Source organism: Janthinobacterium sp. GW823-FHT06H09 (assembly GCF_058794735.1).
In genome coordinates, this window is record NZ_JBXAHC010000004.1 from 158,555 (window position 1) to 180,305 (window position 21,751).

The 21,751-nt window shown below is 65.2% G+C and carries 18 protein-coding genes; 12 read left to right on the forward strand and 6 right to left on the reverse strand.

All coding sequences use genetic code 11. The features are described 5' to 3' along the window. The first annotated feature begins 131 nt into the window (after positions 1–131). Both AC1Q6X_RS07770 and AC1Q6X_RS07775 read left to right on the forward strand, forming a co-directional pair. Complete coding sequence (locus AC1Q6X_RS07770; protein ID WP_492496232.1) at positions 132–2,384, forward strand: M1 family metallopeptidase; 2,253 nt, start codon at positions 132–134, stop codon at positions 2,382–2,384. Further along, positions 2,381–3,265, forward strand: a complete 885-nt coding sequence (locus tag AC1Q6X_RS07775) for a hypothetical protein (protein WP_492418940.1) — start codon at positions 2,381–2,383, stop codon at positions 3,263–3,265. Before AC1Q6X_RS07770 ends, AC1Q6X_RS07775 begins: the two co-directional genes overlap by 4 nt. Here AC1Q6X_RS07775 and AC1Q6X_RS07780 read toward each other — a convergent pair whose 3' ends face one another. Continuing rightward, positions 3,266–4,156: a LysR family transcriptional regulator gene (locus tag AC1Q6X_RS07780; RefSeq protein WP_492496235.1), complete on the reverse strand. Its 891-nt coding sequence runs from the start codon at positions 4,154–4,156 to the stop codon at positions 3,266–3,268. It lies immediately after the preceding gene. A gap of 112 nt (positions 4,157–4,268) precedes the next feature. Between AC1Q6X_RS07780 and AC1Q6X_RS07785 the strand changes: the two genes are divergently transcribed. Then, a complete protein-coding gene (locus AC1Q6X_RS07785; RefSeq protein WP_492496237.1) occupies positions 4,269–5,144 on the forward strand; it encodes a DODA-type extradiol aromatic ring-opening family dioxygenase in 876 nt (291 codons plus the stop codon). Between the two features lie 163 nt (positions 5,145–5,307). Here AC1Q6X_RS07785 and ylqF read toward each other — a convergent pair whose 3' ends face one another. Next, on the reverse strand, positions 5,308–6,255 hold the full coding sequence (gene ylqF / locus AC1Q6X_RS07790; RefSeq protein ID WP_071650173.1) for a ribosome biogenesis GTPase YlqF: 948 nt from the start codon (positions 6,253–6,255) through the stop codon (positions 5,308–5,310). A 201-nt stretch (positions 6,256–6,456) separates the two neighbouring features. Here ylqF and AC1Q6X_RS07795 point away from each other — a divergent pair, with 201 nt between their 5' ends. Beyond that, the gene (locus AC1Q6X_RS07795; RefSeq protein WP_492496239.1) at positions 6,457–7,254 is read left to right on the forward strand and encodes a hypothetical protein; all 798 of its coding nucleotides are present in this window, start codon (positions 6,457–6,459) and stop codon (positions 7,252–7,254) included. A 179-nt stretch (positions 7,255–7,433) separates the two neighbouring features. Next, positions 7,434–7,739 (forward strand): hypothetical protein, encoded by a 306-nt coding sequence (locus AC1Q6X_RS07800; protein WP_409026995.1) that lies wholly within the window; start codon positions 7,434–7,436, stop codon positions 7,737–7,739. Positions 7,740–7,751: 12 nt separating this feature from the next. Here the strand turns inward: AC1Q6X_RS07800 and AC1Q6X_RS07805 are convergent, their stop codons facing one another. Continuing rightward, positions 7,752–8,678: a histone deacetylase family protein gene (locus tag AC1Q6X_RS07805; RefSeq protein WP_070219411.1), complete on the reverse strand. Its 927-nt coding sequence runs from the start codon at positions 8,676–8,678 to the stop codon at positions 7,752–7,754. A 217-nt stretch (positions 8,679–8,895) separates the two neighbouring features. Here AC1Q6X_RS07805 and AC1Q6X_RS07810 point away from each other — a divergent pair, with 217 nt between their 5' ends. From AC1Q6X_RS07810 to AC1Q6X_RS07830, 5 genes are all read left to right on the forward strand, one after another. Beyond that, on the forward strand, positions 8,896–9,804 hold the full coding sequence (locus tag AC1Q6X_RS07810) for an AAA family ATPase (protein ID WP_070219410.1): 909 nt from the start codon (positions 8,896–8,898) through the stop codon (positions 9,802–9,804). A gap of 5 nt (positions 9,805–9,809) precedes the next feature. Next, complete coding sequence (locus AC1Q6X_RS07815; RefSeq protein WP_492496242.1) at positions 9,810–10,796, forward strand: DUF58 domain-containing protein; 987 nt, start codon at positions 9,810–9,812, stop codon at positions 10,794–10,796. After that, positions 10,793–12,814 carry a transglutaminase TgpA family protein gene (locus tag AC1Q6X_RS07820; protein WP_492496244.1) on the forward strand — a complete coding sequence of 674 codons (2,022 nt, stop codon included), beginning with the start codon at positions 10,793–10,795 and terminating at the stop codon, positions 12,812–12,814. The genes AC1Q6X_RS07815 and AC1Q6X_RS07820 overlap by 4 nt, the downstream gene beginning before the upstream one ends. Next, positions 12,805–13,968: a lytic murein transglycosylase B gene (mltB, locus tag AC1Q6X_RS07825; RefSeq protein ID WP_492496246.1), complete on the forward strand. Its 1,164-nt coding sequence runs from the start codon at positions 12,805–12,807 to the stop codon at positions 13,966–13,968. Before AC1Q6X_RS07820 ends, mltB begins: the two co-directional genes overlap by 10 nt. 438 nt (positions 13,969–14,406) lie before the next feature. Beyond that, positions 14,407–14,739, forward strand: a complete 333-nt coding sequence (locus AC1Q6X_RS07830) for a hypothetical protein (protein WP_034751784.1) — start codon at positions 14,407–14,409, stop codon at positions 14,737–14,739. Between the two features lie 99 nt (positions 14,740–14,838). Here AC1Q6X_RS07830 and cysM read toward each other — a convergent pair whose 3' ends face one another. Then, on the reverse strand, positions 14,839–15,741 hold the full coding sequence (cysM, locus tag AC1Q6X_RS07835) for a cysteine synthase CysM (protein ID WP_035825682.1): 903 nt from the start codon (positions 15,739–15,741) through the stop codon (positions 14,839–14,841). A gap of 252 nt (positions 15,742–15,993) precedes the next feature. Between cysM and AC1Q6X_RS07840 the strand changes: the two genes are divergently transcribed. Next, entirely contained in the window at positions 15,994–17,763 is a 1,770-nt protein-coding gene (locus tag AC1Q6X_RS07840; RefSeq protein WP_492496249.1) for an FAD-dependent oxidoreductase, read from the forward strand. Here AC1Q6X_RS07840 and AC1Q6X_RS07845 read toward each other — a convergent pair. Next, positions 17,760–19,124, reverse strand: coding sequence for a M20/M25/M40 family metallo-hydrolase (locus AC1Q6X_RS07845; protein ID WP_492496251.1), 1,365 nt, complete (start codon positions 19,122–19,124; stop codon positions 17,760–17,762). The genes AC1Q6X_RS07840 and AC1Q6X_RS07845 overlap by 4 nt on opposite strands. Positions 19,125–19,323: 199 nt before the next feature. Between AC1Q6X_RS07845 and AC1Q6X_RS07850 the strand changes: the two genes are divergently transcribed. Next, complete coding sequence (locus tag AC1Q6X_RS07850) at positions 19,324–20,889, forward strand: phospholipase D family protein (protein WP_492496253.1); 1,566 nt, start codon at positions 19,324–19,326, stop codon at positions 20,887–20,889. 94 nt (positions 20,890–20,983) lie between these two features. Here the strand turns inward: AC1Q6X_RS07850 and AC1Q6X_RS07855 are convergent, their stop codons facing one another. Beyond that, positions 20,984–21,646 (reverse strand): ComEA family DNA-binding protein, encoded by a 663-nt coding sequence (locus AC1Q6X_RS07855; RefSeq protein ID WP_492496255.1) that lies wholly within the window; start codon positions 21,644–21,646, stop codon positions 20,984–20,986. Positions 21,647–21,751: the final 105 nt, after the last annotated feature.

Consider the following 21,751-nt stretch of genomic DNA (forward strand, 5'->3'; position numbering starts at 1 on the left):
AACAGCGAGCTGGGCTGCCAGCATAATCCATTGCTTATTTGTAATTTTTACAGGTATATTAACGAGCACCCGGCGATCCTGGGCGCAGCCGACTGCATTTGAAAATCAACAAGTCACTGTGGGAGTCACGCATGGAAAGTCGTAGCACGCCGCGCCGCCGCATTGTCCCCCTCCCGGGCAAGTTCAAGATTCTGGCCATCGCTGCCCTGCTGCTGGCCGGCCTGGCCCTGCAGGCCGAGCTGTTCGCCCAGCCGGACCAGGGCAAGCCGGCCAGCGCGCCCATGCCGCCGGCGCCGTCGGCCGACGGCATCGCCCTCGCTTCGCCGCATGCGGCCGCCGTGGCCACGCCCAGCGCCGGCAACGCCTGGGGCGGCGCGCGCACGGGCGCGCAAGCGACGCTGTCGGACCGCGTGGTCGACTACCAGATCGAAGCGACGCTCGATCCCGTCAAGCACACGATAGACGGCCGGCAGAAACTGCGCTGGCGCAACCGCAGCGCGCAAGCCGTCAGCAGCGTGTACCTGCACCTGTACCTGAACGCGTTCGAGGGCGAGCATTCGACCTTTTTTACCGAGAAGCGCAAGCTCGATACGGGCTTTCGCTCGGGCGTCGGCACGCGCGACGGCGAGTGGGGCTACATGGAACTGCGCAGCGTGACGCAGAACGGCGCCAAGGCGCCCTGGCATTTCGTCCAGCCCGACAACGGCCCGGCCACCGACCGCACCGTGGTGCGCGTCGACTTGCCGCAGGCCGTCGCGCCAGGCGCCGAGACGACGCTCGACATGCGCTTCTTCGACCAGCTGCCGCGCGTCATCGCGCGCACCGGCTATTTCGGCAGCTTCCACCTGGTGGGCCAGTGGTTCCCGAAGATCGCCGTGCTGGAACTGCCCGGCGAACGGGGCGCCACCGCGCCGCGCTGGAACGCGCATGAATTTCACCTCAATTCGGAGTTCTACGCCGACTTCGGCCGCTACGACGTGAAGCTGACCGTGCCCAGGGAGTACACGGTGGGCGCCACCGGTGAATTGCAGGGCGCGCCGCAGGAGAAAAACGGCATGCTCACGCACCACTATGTGCAGGGCGACGTGCACGATTTCGCCTGGACGGCCGACAAGCGCAGCGCAGCGCCATTGACGGGCAGCTGGAGCGCCCCTGGCAGCCCGCCCGTGGCCATCAAGGTGCTGTACCCGCCCGAGTATGCGTCGAACGCGGCGCCCGCGCTGCAGGCGGCGAAAGACTCGCTGACATATTTCTCGCGTACCCTGGGCCCGTATCCGTACAAGACCCTGACGGTGGTGATCCCGCCGTTCAATGCGGCCGAAGCGGGCGGCATGGAATACCCGACCTTCATCACGGCCTCGAGCTTCGCCAGCCTGCAGCCGAAGACCATCGCCGGATTCGGCCTCGACTTCGTCACCATCCACGAATTCGGCCATGGCTATTTCTACGGCATCCTGGCCTCGAACGAATTCGAGGAACCGATCCTCGACGAAGGCTTGAACGAGTACTGGGACCAGCGCATGCTGCGCGCGCGCGGCCAGGACATCCACGCCACCACGCCCCTGCTCAAGCGCCTGGGCTTCGCTCCCGCCTTCAAGGTCTTCGAGGCCGAGCGCATGGCCGCGCCACGCCAGGATGCGGCCGACCCGCTGGGCCAGAATGCGTGGGACCGCCTGCAGGGCGTGGGGCCCGTCTACAGCCGCACGGCCACCACCCTGCGCGACCTCGAAGCGCGCATCGGCAGCGAGGCCATGGAACGGGGCTTCAAGGCCTATTACGAACAATGGAAATTCCGCCACCCCAGCGTGGCCGACCTGCGCGAAGCGCTGGCCGAGGCGACGGGCCAGCGGCGCATCGTGGAACAGGTCTTCGCGCAGCAAGTCCATGCCAGCGCGAATATCGACGACCGCATCGGCAGCTTCACCAGCGAAGAGCAGACGCCGCTGGCCGGCCTGGCGCTGGTGAACGGCAAGCGCGTGGAACGCACGCCCGAGGCGCTGGAAAAAGAAGAGGACAAGGTGCGCGCGGCGTGGGACAAGGCGCACCCGGACGCCAAGCCCGGCACCGGGCCCTATCCCTATCTGACCAGCGTGGTGCTGCGCCGCCGCGGCGCGCCCGTGCCGCAGGTGCTGCTGGTGAAGTTCGCCGACGGCAGCTCCGAACGCGTGGTGTGGGACAACGGGCAACTGTGGCAGCGCTACACCTGGAGCAAGCCCGTGAAGGCCGTCTCGGCCGAACTCGATCCCGACCGCGTGCACTACCTCGACGTCAACAAGCTCGATGACAGCCGTACCCTGAAGGCCGACACGTCCGCCGCGCGGCGCTGGAGCCTCGATATCGCTGCCGCCTTCCAATACCTGCTTTCCCTGATCGCCATCGTATGAGCGCCACTTCCACGCCACGGGCCAGCGGCCTGACCCTGACCACGCGCGCCAGCCGCGCCGCCCTGCAATGGCGCTTGCTGCTGCTGTGGGCCGGCCTGCTGCTGATCCCGACCATCGTTGCCGTCATTCCCGTCTGGCGCACCTTGAGCGCCAGCCTCGACCAGGCCGTGCATGCGGCAGCGCTGGCACAGCGGCTCGACCTGATGACGTTGGCCGACCTGGCCGCCAATGCCAGCCGCAACGGGGCCGCCATCAGCCAGGCCGCCATCGCCGCCATCGTCCTGACCCTGCTGCTGTCGCCGCTGCTGAGCGGCCTGGTGGTGACGGCCGCGCGCGCCCCTGCGCCGCCCGGCTTCGGTGCCCTGCTGACGGGCGCCTTCAGCGAATACGGCCGCATGCTGCGCATGCTGTTGTGGAGCATCGTACCGCTGGGCGTGGCGCTGGCGATCGGCGCCGGCGCGCTGAAACTGGCCGACAAGCATGCGGCGACAGCCATCCTGGAAGCCGACGCCGACCTGGCCCGTCACCTGGCCTTGCTGCTCGCGGGCGTGCTGTTCCTGCTGGCCTGCGCCACGCTCGACGCGGGCCGCGCGGCGCTGGCCGTCGACCGGCGCCGCACCTCGGCCGTCAAGGCCTGGTGGCGCGGGCTCGGCATGCTGCGCCGGCGTCCGCTGGCCTGCCTGGCCATCTACCTCGTCATCACCGTGCTGGGACTGGCCCTGTATGCGCTGCTGGGCGTGGCACGGCTGAACCTGGCCGGCCCCGGTCCGCTGGCCATCGCGGCCGGCTTGCTGGTCACGCAGCTGGCGGCGCTGGCGCTGGCGTGGATGCGCAGCGCGCGCCTGTTCGCGCTGATCGACGTCAGGCGTTCAATCGCCTAGTCAGGCCCCCAGGCGCCCTTCATCGGCGAGGAAGTCGATGAAGGTGCGCACCTTCGAGGACAGGTAGCGGCGGCTCGTATAGACGGCGTACACCTTGCCGCCCGCCAGCTTGAAATCGTCGAAGAGGCGCACCAGCCGCCCCGCCGCCAGGTCGTCATCCGTTTGCCACGACGGCAGCAGGGCGATGCCCATGCCGTCGAGCGCGGCCGCGTGCAGCAGGCTTTCGTTATTGCATTGCAGCACGGGCGTAAACTTCACCGTCTCGCGTCCCTGCGGCCCGTCGAAGGCCAGCTCATTGCCGTTCGCCAACAAGGAATAGCTGATCATGGCGTGCTGCGTGAGGTCTTGCGGCAGCTGCGGCCGGCCCGCGCGCGCCAGGTAGGCGGGCGCGGCCACCAGGTGAAAGGCGATGCTGCCGATGGGCCGCGCGATCAGGGCCGGCGACGGCGCCTGGCTCACGCGCAGGGCCAGGTCGAAACCTTCTTCCACCAGGTTGACCACTCTTCCGCTCAAATCGATGTCGAACGTGACTTCCGGGAAGCGCTTGCGGTAAGCCACCAGGGTGCGCGTAAAGATGGCGTTGGCGAACCAGACGGGGGCGCTCAGGCGCAGCATGCCGCGCGGCACCACCGTCGTGCGGCCTACCGTCGCTTCCACTTCGTCGAGGTTGTCGAGCATCTCGCGGCACTGTTCGAAGTACACCTTGCCGATTTCCGTCAGGCTCAGGTGGCGGCTGCTGCGGTTCAGCAGGCGCGCGCCCAAGTGGCGTTCCAGGTGCATCACGTGCTTGCTGACCATGGCCGGCGACAGATCGAGGCGCTCGCTGGCCCGCACGAAACTGTCCAGTTCCACCACGGCGCGAAACACGCGCATGCTGCGCAAGGTATCCATGCTTATCCGATCATCAACAAAATGGAAATGATATATCAATAATAGCGATCTTGATCAACTGAGCGCGCATGACTATCATCGATAGCATCAGTCATTCCACTCCGGAGCCGCCATGCAAGAGCACACCTTCCCCACCTATTTCCTGTCGCACGGCGGCGGCCCGTGGCCCTTCATGAAGGAGCAGTTCGGCGGCCGCTACGACGTGCTGGAAGCGTCGCTGCAGGACATCCCGCGCCAGATCGGCGCGCGCCCGAAAGCCGTGCTGGTGGTCACGGCGCACTGGGAAGGGCCGCAATTTCTCGTCTCGGCCAGCCCCAAGCCGGGCATGATCTACGATTATTCGGGCTTTCCGCCGCACACGTATCAAATCCAGTACCCGGCGCCGGGCGCGCCGGAGCTGGCGGCGCAGGTAAAACAGTTGCTCGATGCGGCTGGCCACCCGGCGCGCCTGGACCACGAGCGCGGCTTCGACCACGGCACCTTCAGCGCCCTGTTCCCCATCTACCCGCAGGCGGACGTGCCGCTGGTGCAGCTGTCGCTCAAGCACGGCTACGACCCGCTGACGCACGTCGAGGTGGGCCGCGCGCTGGCCGGCCTGCGCCGGCAAGGCGTGCTGATCGTCGGCAGCGGCCTGAGTTACCATAACCTGCGCCAGTTCGGCCAGGCGGGCGCCGTCGCCTCGCATCAGTTCGACGCGTGGCTGCGCCAGACGATGGCCCTGCCGCCGGCGCAGCGGCTGCAACAGTTGCTGGCCTGGGACCGGGCCCCGGGCGCGCGCCAGGCCCACCCGCAGGAAGACCATCTGCTGCCGCTGATGGTGGCGCTCGGCGCGGCCGAGCAGGAAGCGGCCCACGTCGTCTACCACGAAGAGGATTTCTTTGGGGCGCTGGCCGTGACCAGTTTCAGGTTCGGGGCGGCGAGCGGAAATGAGCAGCAAGCCGGGGTCAGACCCTCAACACCGCTAACGGCTGGTTCAGCGTCAACGTAACCGGGGGTCTGACCCCAGAATTTGCTTTGGAGTGAATTCGGAAGCCGGGGTCAGACGGGGACGCCGAGTCCCGCAACACCGCCAACGGCAGGTTCGACGCCTACGTCACCGGGGGTCTGACCCCAGAATTTAAAAAAGCCGCTAGCTAGCGGCTTTTGTTTCATTACGTGCCGCGCTTGCCCCGCGCCGCATTCTTCGCCTTTTCAGCGGCAATTTCCGCCGCCTTCGCCGCTTTTTCCGCCATTTCGGCCGCATGCTGGGCCATCAGGGCCGCGCGCGTGTCCGGCGTTTCCAGCGAGATGCGGCCCAGGATGCCGCTGCGGTAGTCGAGCAGCAGGGTGTGCGACGCTTTCTCGAAATCGTAGTCGCCGCCCTTGATGCGGAAGCCGCGTTTGGCGGCGATGCCCTCGACCACGCCGATGGCGTCGACTTCGCCGATCTTGGTGCCGTAGCGGGTTGCCAGCAAGTCGGGGTAGCGCTTGAGCAATTCCTCGGCCAGGAAGACGGCCACTTCCTCTTCGATCAGCGCGTTCGAGCCGATCGCGTGGCTGGCCGCCAGCATCAGGCCGTCGCTGGGGATGGCGATCTTCGGCCACAGCATGCCTGGCGTGTCGACGAGAATGGTGTTCTTGTCCAGGTACAGCTTTTGCTGCATTTTCGTCACGGCCGGCTCGTCGCCGACCTTGGCCACGCGTTTTTTCAGCAGCGCGTTCATCAGCGTCGACTTGCCCACGTTGGGAATACCCATGATCATGATGCGCAGCGGCTTGGTCGGCACGCCGCGGTGCGGCGCCAGCGACTTGGCCAGGTCCGGGATGCGCGCCACGTCGCCCGGCTTCTTGGTCGTCATCGCATACGCGGTCACGCCTTCCTGGGCATTGAAATAGGCCACCCAGGCGGCGGTGGCGGCAGGGTCGGCCAGGTCGGTCTTGTTGAGGATTTTCAGGCAAGGGCGCTGGCGGAACAGGCGCAGCTCGTCCACCATGGGATTGCAGCTGGCTGCCGGCAGGCGCGCGTCCACCACTTCAATCACCAGATCGGTGTTTTCCATGGTTTCGGCCGCTTTCTTGCGGGCCGCGTTCATGTGTCCTGGGTACCATTGTATCGCCATGCTCTTGCTTTCAAAATCGTTCGGTCAATCCGCTATTTTACGTGGTTGCCGCCGCGACGTCCCATTTTCCGCCGCCAGCGCCAGCCGTGCGACGCGAACGAGACAATTGGTGATAATTTGGCAGTTACACGAATGATAAGATCCGCAGTCCGTCCAGCCTGGCCGGTTTCCACATTGCAAGTACAACCTGGCACGCATTCCATGCATCTTCCCCGTTTTTTCCTCCTCGTCCCCCTTTGCGCCTGTCTGCTGCCCGCCATGGCCCAGGAACAAGCGGCGGCGCCAGGCGACGCAGCGAACCAGGAAATACAACAGATTGTCGACGTGCAAGGCACGCGCGATCCCGACCTGCGCCCCTACCGCACCATGCTCAAGGGACTCGACGCGTACGCCGACTACCAGCGCCTGGCGCCAGGCGCGCCGCTGCGCTTCATGCTGATCCCCGCCACGCCGAAGGCCAGGCTCGAAGGCGTGACCCTGCACCTGTCGGCCGACAATCTGTCCATCCCCGTGCCGCTGGCAGCGGACGGCGGTTTCACCTTGACGCGCGACAAGACCGCCTACGATGCAAATGCCGACCTGGTCAGCAACAAGAAGCGCGACACCGTGCGCTGGCGCGCCGACATTCACACGCCAGGCCTGCCCCAGAACGTGCGCCGCCTGGGCGACTTGCGTCTGGAATGCGAAATCCGCTGGGCCGTCGAGCAGGATGACCTGCCGTTTGTGCGGCGCAACCTGTTCCGTCTGGCGGGCGGGCCTTGCCACTCGTCGCTGATCCACGTGCCGTTTCCCGTATTCCGCAAGCTGCTTGCCGTGCAGGCGCGCTCGGGCGAGCGCACGCTGGACATCCGCATCACGGAAGACCGCCAGCGCTACGTGCCGCCGCTGCATGACGTGAGCTGGGACGACAATACCCTGCTGACCCTCACGTATGCCGATGACGGCAACATGGCGGAAGCCGCCCCGGCACCATCCAAGAAGGCGGCGCTGCGCCAGTGATACGCGCGCGGGAACCGGGTCAAATATTTCTACGCGGACTTTTATATTTACTGAAAGAAACAAAAAAGTATGCTCTAATATCGCCTCTTAAATGAAAAGCAATGTTTTCCGGACTGGCTGGCACAGGCGCAGGGAGACAGGCGATGGGATAGCTCGATATGATGATGGAACACACTGGCATGGCGCCCAAACGCGTGCCGCGCAATGACTGGAAGAAGGAATGCCGGCAGCTGCAGGGGCAAGTGGCGCAGCTCGAGGAGCGCTTGAAACGTCAGAGCGCCGACAGTTATGGCTTGCAAATGCTGTATGACCAACTGGTCAATGAAATCAAGCACCACCGCGACATGTTGCAGCTCGACAGCTTCGATGCGGATAAATCATCGCTTGTCTACACGCAAGCATGGCGCCGCTTCATGGCCGGCGACGCGCTCGACTATCAGACCCACCGCCACACGCATTCCAGCCGCCGTCCCACCTTGCTGTAGTGCGCTGCGCCGTTACAGTTCCGCCAGCGCCTTCACGTGCGCCGCCACGCTGCGGCCCAGGGACGACAGGTTGTAGCCCCCTTCGAGACAGCTGACGATGCGGCCCTTGCCATACTGATGGGCCACGGCCATCATCTGCTGCGTCATCCATGTGTAGTCGGCCTCCACCAGGCCCATGCCGCCCACGTCGTCTTCGCGGTGGGCATCGAAACCGGCGGAAATGAAAATCATCTGCGGCTGTTGCCGGTGCAGCGCCGGCAGCCAGTGGTCGAGCACCAGCTGGCGCACGGCGTCGCCCTTCGAGCGGGCCGGCACGGGCACGTTGACGCGCGTGTCGGTGTAGGATTCGACATCGCTGTACGGATAGAACGGGTGCTGGAAAAAACTCACCATCAGGATGCGCGGGTCGTGTGCCACGGACTCGGCCGTGCCATTGCCATGGTGCACGTCGAAGTCAACGATGGCGACGCGCTCGAGGCCACGCACGTCGAGCGCATGCTTGGCGGCGATGGCGACATTATTGAACAGGCAGAAACCCATCGGTTCGCTGGGCCGCGCATGGTGGCCGGGCGGGCGGATCGCGCAGAAGGCGTTGCTGATCTCGCCATCGATGACGGCATCCGTGGCTGCCACGGCCGAGCCGGCCGCAGCCAGTGCCGCCTCGTAGCTGTGCGCATTGAGCAGGGTGTCGCCGTCGAGCGGATAGTAATCGCCCTCCTGCGGTACATTGTCGCGCACCAGGCCGATGGCCGTGGCACTGTGGTTGCGCTCGATATCGGACAATTGCGCGCGCACGCCGTCACGGTGCTCGACCAGGTCGCTGATGTGCGCGAGGATCAATTGATCGTTGATGGCCTGCAAGCGGGCCGGTGATTCTGGGTGCCAGTCGCCCATTTCATGGCGCTGGCAATCGGGATGGGTATAAATGGCTGTGCTCATGCGCTGTACTGGTTACCTCTGTCTCTGTCCATTCTCCGGGAACACTGCATGGCATTCCTGTTCGCCCTGCGCGTTCTCGCATAAAATCACTGGCTGGTCTGTGCCGCCGTCGCTGCCTCTCTAATCTACCACGTGCGCGCAACGGGCGGGCGGCACGGTTTGACCTGGCCAAAGCGATTGTAAATTAAATAATCCGACTTACTGTGATAGAAATAGCATGTTTTCGAAAATACACCAGGCCGCACAGCAGATCGGCGAAGTTCTCGTCGGCAAACACTTGCAGATCCGCCAGGCCCTCGCCTGCGTGCTGGCCGGCGGCCACCTGCTGATCGAAGACGTGCCCGGCGTGGGCAAGACAACCCTGGCCCATGCGCTGGCCATCTCGCTGGGCCTGCAATGGAAGCGCCAGCAATTCACCAGCGACCTGCTGCCCGCCGATGTGGCCGGCATGAGCGTGTATGACCGGGGCAGCGGCAGCTTCCTCTTTCATCCCGGCCCCCTGTTCACGCAAGTGCTGCTGGCCGACGAGATCAACCGCGCCACGCCGAAGACGCAATCGGGCCTGCTCGAAGCGATGGAGGAGCGGCAAGTGACGCTCGACGGCGTCACGCATGCGCTGCCGCAGCCGTTTTTCGTCATCGCCACGCAGAACTGCGCGCACCAGCTGGGCACCTTCCCCCTGCCCGAATCGCAGCTCGACCGTTTTCTCATGTGCGTCACCCTGGGCTACCCCGATGCGGCCGCCGAACGGGCGCTGCTGCTGGGCGCCGACCGCCGCGCCATGCTGCACACCTTGCCTGCCGTCATGAACGCGGAAGAATTGCTGCAGGCGCAAGCGGGCCTGCGCGCCATCCACGCCTCGGCCGCCGTCGTCGACTACGTGCTGGCCCTCGTGCATGCCACGCGCGCGCCGGGCGTGTTTGCCGATGGCCTGAGCCCGCGCGCCGCGCTGGCCCTGCTGCAGGCGGCGCGCGCCTGGGCCGCGCTGGCCGGACGCGACCACGTCACGCCCGACGATGTGCAAGCCGTGCTGCTGCCCGTCTGCGCCCACCGCCTGCATGCGGCGCAAGGCTCGCTGGATAGCCGCGCGCTGCTGCAGCACATGCTGTTGAGCATTCCCGTCTGAGCGGCATGCGCTGGCGCAATATCTCCTGGCTGCCGGCGCGTCCCTGGCTGGGCGCGCAGCGCGTGCACATCCGCCCTTCGCGCGCGGGTCTGGCGTTTGCCGCGCTGCTGCTGGCACTGTGGATCGCCGCCGTCAATTACCGCCTGGGCCTCGGTTATGCGCTCACGTATTTCGCCGCCGCCTGCGCCATCGCCGACATGCTGTTTGCCAGCCGCAACCTGGCGGGCCTGGCCTTGGCCGCCACGCCGGGCAACCCCGTGTTCGCGGGCAGCCACGCCTTGTTCACCTTGCGCCTGATCAACCGCAGCGCGCGCCCGCGCCATGCGATCCATCTTGCCATCAGCGGTGTAGAGGCAGCGCCCAGCCTGGCCGACATCGCCGCCCACGGGGAAACAGCCGTCAGCATCGTCGTAACGGCGCGGCAACGCGGCTGGCTCGATGCGCCCTCCGTGCGCCTGTCCGGCAGTTTTCCGCTGGGCCTGTTTGTGGCATGGTGCCACTGGCAGCCCGACGCGCGCGTGCTCGTGTATCCGCAGCCAGAACAGGGCGCGCCGCCGCTGCCCTTGCCTGCCTTCACGGTGCGGCCGGCAAAGCAGGCACGGCAGCCAGACCCGCCCGATGGCAGCCTGGAACTGGCCGGCGTGCGCGCCTACCGGCCAGGCGATCCCTTGCACCGCCTGGCCTGGCGCCAGATCGCCCGCCACGACGGCGAGCACGTATTCAGCAAGCAATTCCAGCCTGCCGCCGACGCGCCGGCAGGCGCATCCCATGGCAGCATCGTGTTCGAGCACGCCTCGCTGCACGCGCTGGCGCCGGAAGCGCGCCTGTCGCGCCTGGCCGCCTGGGTGCTGCAGGCGGAATGCACGGGCTTGTCATATGGCTTGCGCCTGGGCGCGCTGACCTTGGCGCCGGCCCTGGGCGCCAGCCAGCGCGACGCCTGTTTGCGCGCACTGGCCCTGCACGACTCACCTCCCAGCAAGGAGTCAACATGATCCGCTGGTTCAACAGCTTGCCGCGCGAGAAAGCCGACATTGTGCTGCTGTTGCTGGCGGCCGCCATGGTGCTGGCGCCGCACGCGCTGCACCTGCCCCCATGGCTGTCGATGGCAAGCGCCGCCCTGCTGCTGTGGCGCGCCGTCATTACCGTGCGGGGCAGGCGCCAGCCGCAGCTAACCCTGCTTGCGCCGCTGGCCCTGTTCGGCATCGCCGGCGTCTACGCCAGCTATGGCACCGTGCTGGGACGCGATCCCGGCGTGGCCATGCTGGCCCTGCTGCTGGCCTTGAAGTCGCTGGAAATGCATGGCCGGCGCGACATCTTCGTCTTCGTCTTCCTCAGTTTTTTCCTTCTGCTGGCGAACTTTTTCCATACGCAAGGCATCCTCAGCGCTGCCTGGATGCTGGCCACCGTCATCGTCCTGCTGGCCGCCCTGCTGTCGGCCCAGTACGGCGCCGTGCAGCCCCGCCTGGCGCAACGGTTAAATTTGCTGGGACGCATGCTGGCACTTGCCGTCCCCCTGTCGGCCGTCATGTTTCTTGCCGTGCCGCGCGTCGACGGCCCCCTGTGGGGCGCCGCACCAGAAGACGCGCAGGCACGCACGGGCTTGTCCGACAGCATGCAGCCGGGCGCCATCGCCTCGCTGGTCCTGTCAAGCGACCCTGTCTTTACGGCCCGTTTCAGCACGCCGCTCCCGCCGCAAGACCAGCTGTATTGGCGCGGCGTGGTGCTGGGCGACTTCGATGGCGCCACCTGGACGCGCAGGGGCGCAAAGGGGCGCGCGCCTGCCAGCGACAGCCGCATCGACATCGCGCTGCAAGGCCAGCCCAGCCAATACGAAGTCACCTTGCAGGCGAGCGGCCAGCGGCGCATCTTCGCGCTTGACGTGCCGCGCAGCATCGAACGCTTGCCCGGCAACCCGTATGTCGTGTCGTCGGCGCTGGAAGTGCTGACCATACAGCCCATTACTTCGACCGTGCGTTACCGCGCCAGTTCCCAAGCGCGCTACCGGCTGCAGGCCGGCTTGTCGGCCGCGCAGCAACAGCCATGGCTGGCCTTGCCCGCTGGCAGCAATCCGCGCAGCGTGGCCTGGGCCCGCGCCCTGCGCGGCCATAGCGCGCATGCGCTGGCGCCCGCCGACGCCGTCGCCGCCGTGCTCGAGCACTTCCGCCGCGCGCCCTTCCGCTACACCCTGCAGCCGCCGCTGCTGGGCAAGCATGGCGTCGACGACTTCCTGTTTCGCACGCAGTCGGGCTTCTGCGAACATTACGCGGGCAGCTTCGTCGTGCTGATGCGCGCCATGGGCATTCCCGCCCGCGTCGTCACCGGTTACCAGGGCGGCGCACGCAACAGTGACGGCGCCAGCCTGACGGTGCGCCAGTCCGACGCCCACGCCTGGAGCGAAGTGTGGCTGGCGGGCCGGGGCTGGGTGCGCATCGATCCCACGGGCGCCGTCGCGCCCCTGCGCACGGAGCGCAACCTCGACGCCGCCCTGCCGCCGCCCCCGTCGCCGCTGACGGCGTGGCGCGCCCTGGCCGGCCTCGACGGCGGCGCGCACGGGGCGCTTGCCGCCTGGCGCCAGCAATGGCAGCAGGCCGAGCACGCCTGGAGCAGCTGGGTACTCGACACCACGCCGCAGCGCCAGCGCGCCATGCTCGATCACTTGAAAAACTTGCCAGCGAAGCAGCTGGCAGTCGCTTGCGCCGTGCTGGCCGTGCTGTCCGCCGTGGCCGGTGGTCTGGTCTGGTGGCGGCAGGCGCGGCAAGGCGATCCGCTCGACGCCCTGTACGCACAATTTTGCCGCCAGCAGGCGCGGCGCGGCTACAGCCGTGCGCCGCATGAAGGTCCGCACGGTTATGCTGCACGGTTGGCCGCAGGCAAGGCCACACAAGAGGCGCACGCCGCCACCGCACAGTTTCTGGCAATCTATGCCGCGATGAAGTATGGTAATGCCCACCCAGACGAACAACTCCGCGCGCGGCGCAGCTTGCGCCGCCTGTTAACCCAATGCCGATGAGACGCTCCTTGTTACCGATCAAAACCTCCGCCCTGTCCCTGCTCCTCTCCCTTCCCCTGTGCCTGACGACCGCGCACGCTGGCGAAAACAGCCATATTTCCGCTGCCGACCGCGCCCGCGCCGTGCGCGCGGCCAAGGCCCCGCCCGCCAAGGCGACAGCCAAGAAAGCACCGGCAAAATTCGACTTCGAAGGCGAGTTTGTCGACTATGCCAACTGGAAAGAAGTACGCGCCTTCCTCGACGACATGTCCGCCAAGCATGGCTTTGACCGCGCCGGGCTCGATACCCTGATCGGCAAGGTGCGCTATGTCGAATCGACCGTGCAGCTGATGAAGCCGGCGCCGCCCGGCAAGCCGAAGAACTGGCAAGCGTACAGCGCCCGCTTCATCGAGCCGGTGCGCATCAATGCGGGCGTGAAATTCTGGGAAGAGAATGCGCAAGCGCTGGCGCGCGCCGAGCGCGAATATGGCGTGCCGGCCGAGATCATCGTCGGCATCATCGGCGTGGAAACCGTGTACGGACGCAATACGGGCCGTTTCCGCGTGCTCGACGCGCTGACGACCCTGGCGTTTTCCTATCCGGACAGTCCGACCCGCGCCGCGCGCATGGAATTTTTCAAGGGAGAACTGGAAAACGCGCTGCTGTACGCGCGCAAGGATGGCATCGATCCCTTGACCCTGCTCGGCTCGTATGCGGGCGCCATCGGCCTGCCCCAATTCATGCCCAGCAGCATCATGAAATATGCGGTGGACTTTGATGGCGATGGCCATATCGACCTGCGCAATTCCACGGCCGACGCCATCGGCAGCGTCGCGCATTTCCTCGTCGAACATGGCTGGCGGCGCGACGACCCGGCCATCAGCACGTATCCCGTCACCGTGTCGGCCAGCCGCACGTGGGAAAAGTTCGTCGGCCAGGGCTTGCAAGCCAAATACCGGCTGGGTGAATTGCAGGAAGCCGGCGTGAGTACCGTCGTGGCCACGCCCCAGAACATGTTGTTTGGCTTGATCGATTTACAAAATGGTTCAGAAGCAACTGAGTATCACTTGGCAACCAATAACTTCTTTGCTATAACTCAGTACAACAGAAGTTATTTTTATGCCATGTCAGTGATTGACCTGGGCAAGGCCATCAGTCAAGTGCGCGCACGCTAACCGAAAGTCAGTGTAAAGTTATAATATTACTTGTAAGAAAGCGTAAGCGATGTTGAAGCGACCGGCAAACAGGTCTATGGTGGGGCCGATAACATGTGCCAGCCTCGCTCGCCAGCCTTTGTGCGGCACGGGATGCAGTAGTGGTTTTATACTTAACTTTTGTCAAAGTACAATTTTTGCTCTATCATAGAGCATAATAAAGAATAAATAGGTGTTGCAGCTAGACAACACCGGTTCTGTACAAAGCAAGATTAGCGGGCTTTCCCGCTTGAAATTGAATCCTGTTGTACAATTGTGTATATATCATGAAAAACTGTATCCCGGATCGTACCGTGTGTGAATTCGTTCCTTTTAGTAAAGAATGAACATGAACGCAGCAAGAGCGAGCTCCGAGTGTTTTTTACTTTGCAGTGCAACTACAGAAGGAACAATAACATCATGACAAACCAAGTCGGCATTGATATGAACAGCGATTCGGACTCCGACGATCTGCTTCAGTACAACCCAAACAGACTGCTCGATACCCTGATCGAAAACCTGCGCCTGAAAAACGACGCAGCCTTGTCCCGCGCGCTGGAAGTGGCGCCACCGGTCATCAGTAAAATTCGCCACCACCGCCTGCCGGTCGGCGCATCGCTGCTGATCCGCATGCACGAAGTCAGCGACCTGAGCATCCGCGACCTGCGTTACCTGATGGGTGACCGTCGTAACAAATTCCGCATCAGCGACAAGCAATTCAAGCCAAAAGAAGGCGAAACGCCACAAGGCTGATCCTGCCAGTTCGCAGGTTTTCCCTCCCCGCCATGGGGAGGGGGTATTTCCAGCAGTTCTCAGGCCGTTCTGGCCGACCTCACTTCACATCCTTCCCCGTTACGCAGGGAAAACACCTGTGGACAGATATCTGTCGCCACGGTCGCAGACGACGAACACGATGGTCGCGTTTTCCACCGTTTGCGAGATGCGCAGCGCGATTTCGCACGCGCCGGCTGCCGAGATGCCGCAGAACAAGCCCTCTTCCGCCGCCAGGCTGCGCGCCATGCGCTCGGCCACGCCCTGGCTCACGTATTCCACCTGGTCGACGCGCGATTTGTCGTAAATTTTCGGCAAGTACGCTTCCGGCCACTTGCGGATGCCGGGAATCTGCGAGCCTTCCTCGGGCTGGGCGCCGATGATCTGGATGGCGGGATTTTGCTCCTTCAAATAGCGCGACACGCCCATGATGGTGCCCGTCGTACCCATGGCGCTGACGAAATGCGTGACCTGGCCATTGGTATCGCGCCAGATTTCCGGCCCCGTGCTTTCATAGTGGGCGCGCGAATTGTCTTCGTTGGCAAACTGGTCGAGGATGACGCCGCGGCCATCCTTCTGCATCTGCTCGGCCAGGTCGCGCGCATACTCCATGCCGCCCGTTTTCGGCGTCAATAAAATGTCGGCGCCGTAGGCGGCCATGCTCTGGCGGCGCTCCACGCTCAGATTGTCGGGCATCAGCAACAGCATCTTGTAACCGCGCAAGGCGGCGGCCATGGCCAGCGCGATGCCCGTATTGCCGCTGGTCGCCTCGATCAGGGTATCGCCCGGCTTGATGACGCCGCGCTCTTCAGCGCGCTTGAGCATGGACATGGCCGCGCGGTCCTTCACGGAGCCGGCCGGATTGTTGCCTTCCAGCTTGCCCAGGATGACGTTGTTGCGCGCGAGCGCATCGGCACCCGGCAAGCGCGTCAGTTGCACCAGCGGGGTATTGCCTATCGTATCTTCAAGTGTCTTGTAAGCCATCGTGTCTGTTTGAGTAGATTCAACAAAGACCCATTCTAATATGAGATGCTGGACGGCGTATCGCTGATCGGCGGCCGCTTCCGGGCCCGCGTATGCATGCGGCTGCGCCGCGACGCGCCGCATGGCGCCTGCCGCCCCGCCATTTCCGGGCGTGCGCAAGGGGTATTGCGGCAGGCGCGCGCCGCATGCGCTAGACTCGTCACTGTTAGTTATTTTTGTTATTTGCTTATTCAGCCTCCGAACGGACCCGCCATGGCCAGCAGCACACCCGAATTCATTCCCGAAACGACGCAGGACGATCCCGTCCAGTTCGCCACGCTCGACTTGCAGGGCCGCAGCCACCAGATCTCGCCCGTTTTCAATGCGCTCGAACTGCAGCGCTTGCAGCGCTACGGCACGCGGCGGCGCTTTGCCGACGGCGAAACGCTGTTCGAGGCGGGCAGCAGCAGCTTCGGCATGCTGGTGATACTGTCCGGGCGGGTCAGCATCACGCGCCACGAAGTGCTGGGGCAGGCATCCGTGCTGCGCGAAGTGGGCGTCGGCCACTTCATTGCCGAGGTGGCGCAATTGTCCGGCCGCCCCACCCTCGTCAACGGCAGCGCCGTGGGCGAGGTGGAATTGCTCGACATCAGTTCGGAATCCTTGCGCGCGCTGATCGTGGCCGAGGCGGAGATGGGTGAACGCATCGTGCGCGCCCTGATCCTGCGCCGCGTGGCGCTGATCGAATCGAATTCGGGCGGCCCCGTGCTGGTGGGCCCGCGCGGCAATGGTAATCTGTTCCACCTGCAAAGCTTTTTATCGAGCAATGGCCATCCGCACACGGTGCTCGATCCGGCCACCGATGCGGCGGCCGCCACGCTGGCCCAGCGCTACCAGCCCACGCCGCAGGAATGGCCGCTGGTGGTCTGTCCGGACGGCAAGATCATGAAGAATCCCGGCAATGCGGAACTGGGACGCTGCCTGGGCATGCTGCCCGATTTGTCCGGCGACAAGATCTTCGACGTGCTGGTGGTGGGCGCCGGTCCCGCCGGCCTGGCCACGGCCGTGTATGCGGCCTCGGAAGGGCTATCGGTGCTGGCGCTCGAGCAGCGCGCGTACGGCGGCCAGGCGGGCGCCAGCGCGCGCATCGAAAATTATTTGGGCTTTCCCACCGGAATTTCTGGCCGCGCACTGGCAGGACGCGCCTACGTGCAGGCGCAAAAGTTCGGCGTCGAGATCGCCACCCCGGCCAGCGCCGCCAACTTGCTGTGCGACAGCTGGCCCCTGCGCGTCAAGCTGTGCGACGGCACCCAGGTGCGCGCCCGCACGGTGGTGCTGTCGTGCGGCGCGCGCTACCGCCGTCCCTCGCTGGCCAACCTGAAAACGTATGAGGGACGGGGCGTGTATTACTGGGCCTCGCCCATCGAAGCCAAGCTGTGCCGGAAGGAAGAGATCATTTTAGTCGGCGGCGGCAACTCGGCCGGCCAGGCCGCCGTGTTTCTCTCAAGCCACGCCGCAAAGGTCCACATGGTGATCCGCGGCGAGGGACTGGCGGCCAGCATGTCGAGCTATTTGATCGAGCGCATCGCCGCCACGCCCAACATCACCTTGCACACGCACACGGAAATCATCGCCCTCGAAGGCGACGACGACGGCTTGACGGAGGTGCGCTGGCGCAACAACCAGACGGGCAAGGAGTGCGATTGCGCCGTGCGCCGTGTATTCCTGTTCGTGGGCGCCGATCCGAACACGGACTGGCTGCACGACTGCGCCGTGGCCGTCGACGAGCAGGGTTTTATCCGCACGGGCTTCGACGTCACGCGCGCCGAATGCCGCGCCCACGGCCATGCCGCGCATTTAGCCTACCCGCCTCCGGACTTGCCGGAACGGGCCGCGCTGGAAACGAGCGTGCCGGGCGTGTTCGCCATCGGCGACGTGCGCGCCGGTTCCACCAAGCGCGTCGCTGCCGCCGTGGGCGAAGGCGCGGCCGTCGTTTCCCAGATTCACGGTTTCCTTGCCCGCTTGCCTGTCAACAGCGCCTAGCGCAAGGGCATGGGATACGTGGCCACGCTGACATTGCCGTCGCGGTCGATGGCCTGGACGCCAAAGAAATAGCTGTCTTTCGACAGCTTGACCTTGGCCTCGGTGACATTGCCCACATCCTGCGCGCCCTGCCACTGGTCGGCCGTCGTGGCGCGCCAGACGATGCGGTAGCCGGCCAGGTCCGGCTCCGTGTTCGGCTGCCACAACAGCGTGGTAGCGTTTTCCAGCTGGGCCGTGCGCACCTGCACGCCGGCGGGCGCGGCCGGCGCCAGGGCCAGCGAAGCGAGCGCCGCCGCATTCACGCGCGCCACTTTCGCCACGTAGTCATAGTCGACGAATTGCGGCAGGTCGCCATACTGCAGGCCATTTTCCACGCGCACATCCTGGTGCTGGTGAGCAAAATCCTCGTGCGGTTCCGTGAAACGCAGCGCCGCGTAGCCTTGTGCCAGAAACGGCATATGGTCGCCGCCGCGCAGGTAACGGTCGGCGCGCTGGATGACGTTGACCTTGAAACCGGGCACGTAGCGCTCGCCCACCTGTTTCACATGGCGCGCCAGCTGGCGCGAGAGGGAATCGTTTTCGCCGCCCGTCGCCACCAGGGCGCGCACGCCGTCGCTCATCTCCTTGACGGCCGGGATACCCTCGGCAAACAGGCGCACCTGGCCGCCATCGACGGTGCCGTCTTCGGCGCGCGAACTGCCGATGATGTCGTTATTGAGCATGCCGGCGATGTTGAGTTTATTCAACTTTGCCTGCTGCGCCCAATGGCCGGAACCCAACAAACCCTGTTCCTCGGCCGCCACGGCCATGAAGACGAGCGTGGCGTCGAACTGGTGGCGCGCCATCGCGCAAGCCATTTCAATGACGGCCGCCGTGCCCGAGGCGTCATCGTTGGCGCCGGGCGCGTCGCCCTGCGCATCCATCACGTCGGTGGCGCGCGAGTCATAATGGCCGCTGACGACATAGATGCGCCCGGCCGACTGCGGCTGGCTACCCGGCAAGGTCGCCACCACGTTGACGATTTCCGTCGGCCGCGCAATGCGTTTCGACACGGGCGCGATATGGCTGTCGAACGCCACCTGCAGTCGTCCGCCCGCCTGCGCGCCGCAGCGCTCCAGCTCGGCCTTGATCCAGCGCCGGGCCGCGCCGATGCCGCGCGTGTCGGACACGGTATCGGACATGGTGTGGCGCGTCCCGAAACTGACCAGCTTGCGCACATGCGCCTCGATGCGCTGCGGCGAGATGTCGGCCACCACCTGCCGTATCTGCTGCTGCGCCGGGTCGGCGCCCGGCGCCGCCGCCACACTCGCCGACAGCATGGCTGCCGTCATTGCCGTCATTGCCGTCACAATCCCTGCCATGCCGCCGTCTCCCGATGATTGATTGAGCTGACCATTCTCGCATTTTTGACGGCAGGCAAGGATGTTCCAGGTCGAAAATCGTGCATTGTAGAAACTGCTACAATCGGCCACTCCCCCGTTCACGAAAGGCACGCATGCGCCAGACCGCCCTCCATCCCGCACGCCGCAGCATGCGCGCGGTCCGCTGACGGTGCGCCGCATGCTCGTCAAATTGCTGCTGCTGGCCACCTTGTTTGCCGTGCTCAGCATCGCTGCCCTGTACAGCTACGGGCGCTTCGCCGAACGTTCGCTGGGCGCGCCGGGAACGGCCTTGCCCGTGGCGACGGATGCCACCCTGCTCGACCGCGTGCTGGCGCCGCAGCTGGCGCAACGCCCGGGCCACAGCGGCACGGCCCTGATCGACGACAACCTGGAAGCGTTTGCCCTGCGCGCCCTGAGCGCGCGCGAAGCGGGCCGCAGCATCGACCTGCAATACTACATCTGGCATAACGACGTCACGGGACGCCTGCTGGTGCGCGAACTGCTGCGCGCGGCTGACCGCGGCGTACGCGTGCGCGTGCTGCTCGACGATATCAACGCACGGGGCCAGGACGCCGCCATCCTCGCGCTCGACAGCCATCCGCTGATCGACGTGCGCATCTTCAATCCAAGCCGCAACCGCGACGGCATCTGGTGGCGCGCCGTGGAAATGGCCTTGCGCGCCGTCAGCCTGAACCGGCGCATGCACAACAAGGCCTGGATCGTCGACGGCAGGGTGGCCCTCGTCGGCGGGCGCAATATCGGCGATGAATATTTTGATGCCGCCGAGCAAGTCAATTTCCAGGATGCCGACTTGCTGCTGGTGGGACCCGCCGTGCAGCAGACGAGCGACATCTTCGACCGCTTCTGGAACAGCCGCGCCGTCCTCCCCATACGCGCCTTGCACGCCGGCAAGGACGCGGGCGCGCCGGAACTGCAGGCTGTGCGTGCGCGCCTCGATACGCTCACGGGCGAAGTGGGCGCTTCTCCCTACCTCCAGCAGCTGACCGATGCGGGCCAGCTGCAGGCCCACCTCGATGGCCGGCTGCGCCTGCACTGGAGCGGGCAAGTGCAGGTGCTGTCGGACCCGCCGGAAAAAGCCGCGCCCGTGGCCAGTTTGCAGCGCAGCGAGCACTGGCTCATGCACAGCCTGCTGCCGCTGCTGACGGACGCGCGCGAGGAAGCGCTGCTGACCTCGCCCTACTTCGTGCCCGGCGCGGCGCTGAGCACGATGCTGGCCGACAAGGTCGCGGCCGGCGTCCAGGTCCAGGTGCTGACCAACTCGCTGGCCGCCACCGACGTGGCCCTCGTGCATGCGGGCTATGCGCGCTACCGCGAAGCGCTGTTGGGTAGCGGCGTCGCCCTGTTCGAATTGAAGACCCAGCACCGCAAGCGCATCAGCCTGATGGGGTCGAGCCGCGCCAGCCTGCATACCAAGGCCGTGGTGGTCGACGGTCAGCGGGGCTTCGTCGGTTCCTTCAACCTCGATCCCCGCTCGGCCCAGCTGAATACGGAAATGGGCGTGCTGTTCGACGATGCCGCGCTGGCGGCCGACATGCGCGCGCTGTTCCTGCATTCGACGGCGAGCGACACCAGCTATCGATTGTTCCTCGACAACGGCGCCCTGCGCTGGTCCGACGCCACCGAGCAGCCCGCCAAAGTGTGGACGCACGATCCGGAGTCCGGCTTCTGGCGCCGCCTGCTGGTGTCCGTGATGCGCTGGCTGCCGATCGAATCGCAGCTGTAGGTGCATAAAAAAAACCCCGCGCGGCCGGTACCATGCGGGGTTTTCTTCTCGTGCTGCGCGGCACCACCACGCAACACGCTTTACGACAAAACGCTTATTTTTTCTCGGCTTCCGCTTTCTTCGCCTCGGCGGCAGCCAGTTTCGCTTCTTTCTTCGCGGCAGCGGCAGCAGCCTTCGCTTCTTTCTTGGCAGCGGCAGCTTCCTTCTTCGCTTCGGCAGCCGTTTTCACGGGAGCGGCATCGGCCGCTGCAGCGGCAGGCGCGGCGGCAGCTTCTTTCTTGGCGGCAGCGGCGGCAGCCTTGGCTTCTTTCTTCGCGGCAGCAGCTTCTTTTTTCGCTTCAGCGGCTGTCTTGGCTGGCGCCGCAGCGGTGTCGGTCGCAGCAGCTGGCTTCGGTGCGGCTTCTTTCGCTGCAACTTCCTTCACAGCAGCTTCCTTTTTTACCGGGGCAGCTTTCGCCGCCGGAGCGGGTGCCGCCGGCGCGCCGGACTTGGCCTGGCCATTCACTTGCAAGCCCGCTTCCGACAACTTCAGGGAACTTTTCGGACCGATGCCCTTCACGCGGCTTTCAAAATCGGCCCAATCCTTGAAGGCGCCGCCCTTGGCACGCTCGTCGATGATGGCTTTCGACGTCACGGGGCCGATGCCCTTGACGCTGTCGAGTGCCGCCTGGTCCGCCTTGTTGACATCGACCTGGGCAAAGGCAAAGCCCATCGTCGCGATCAAGGTGGCGATGGCCAGCAGTATTTTTTTGAACATGGGTATCTCTCCGTGGTGTGGTTTCAAGATGACTCGAACGCAAGGGAAGAGCAGCGCCTTAACGGCTTTAACGGCTGTAGCGTGATACGGTTGACAAGACGGGAC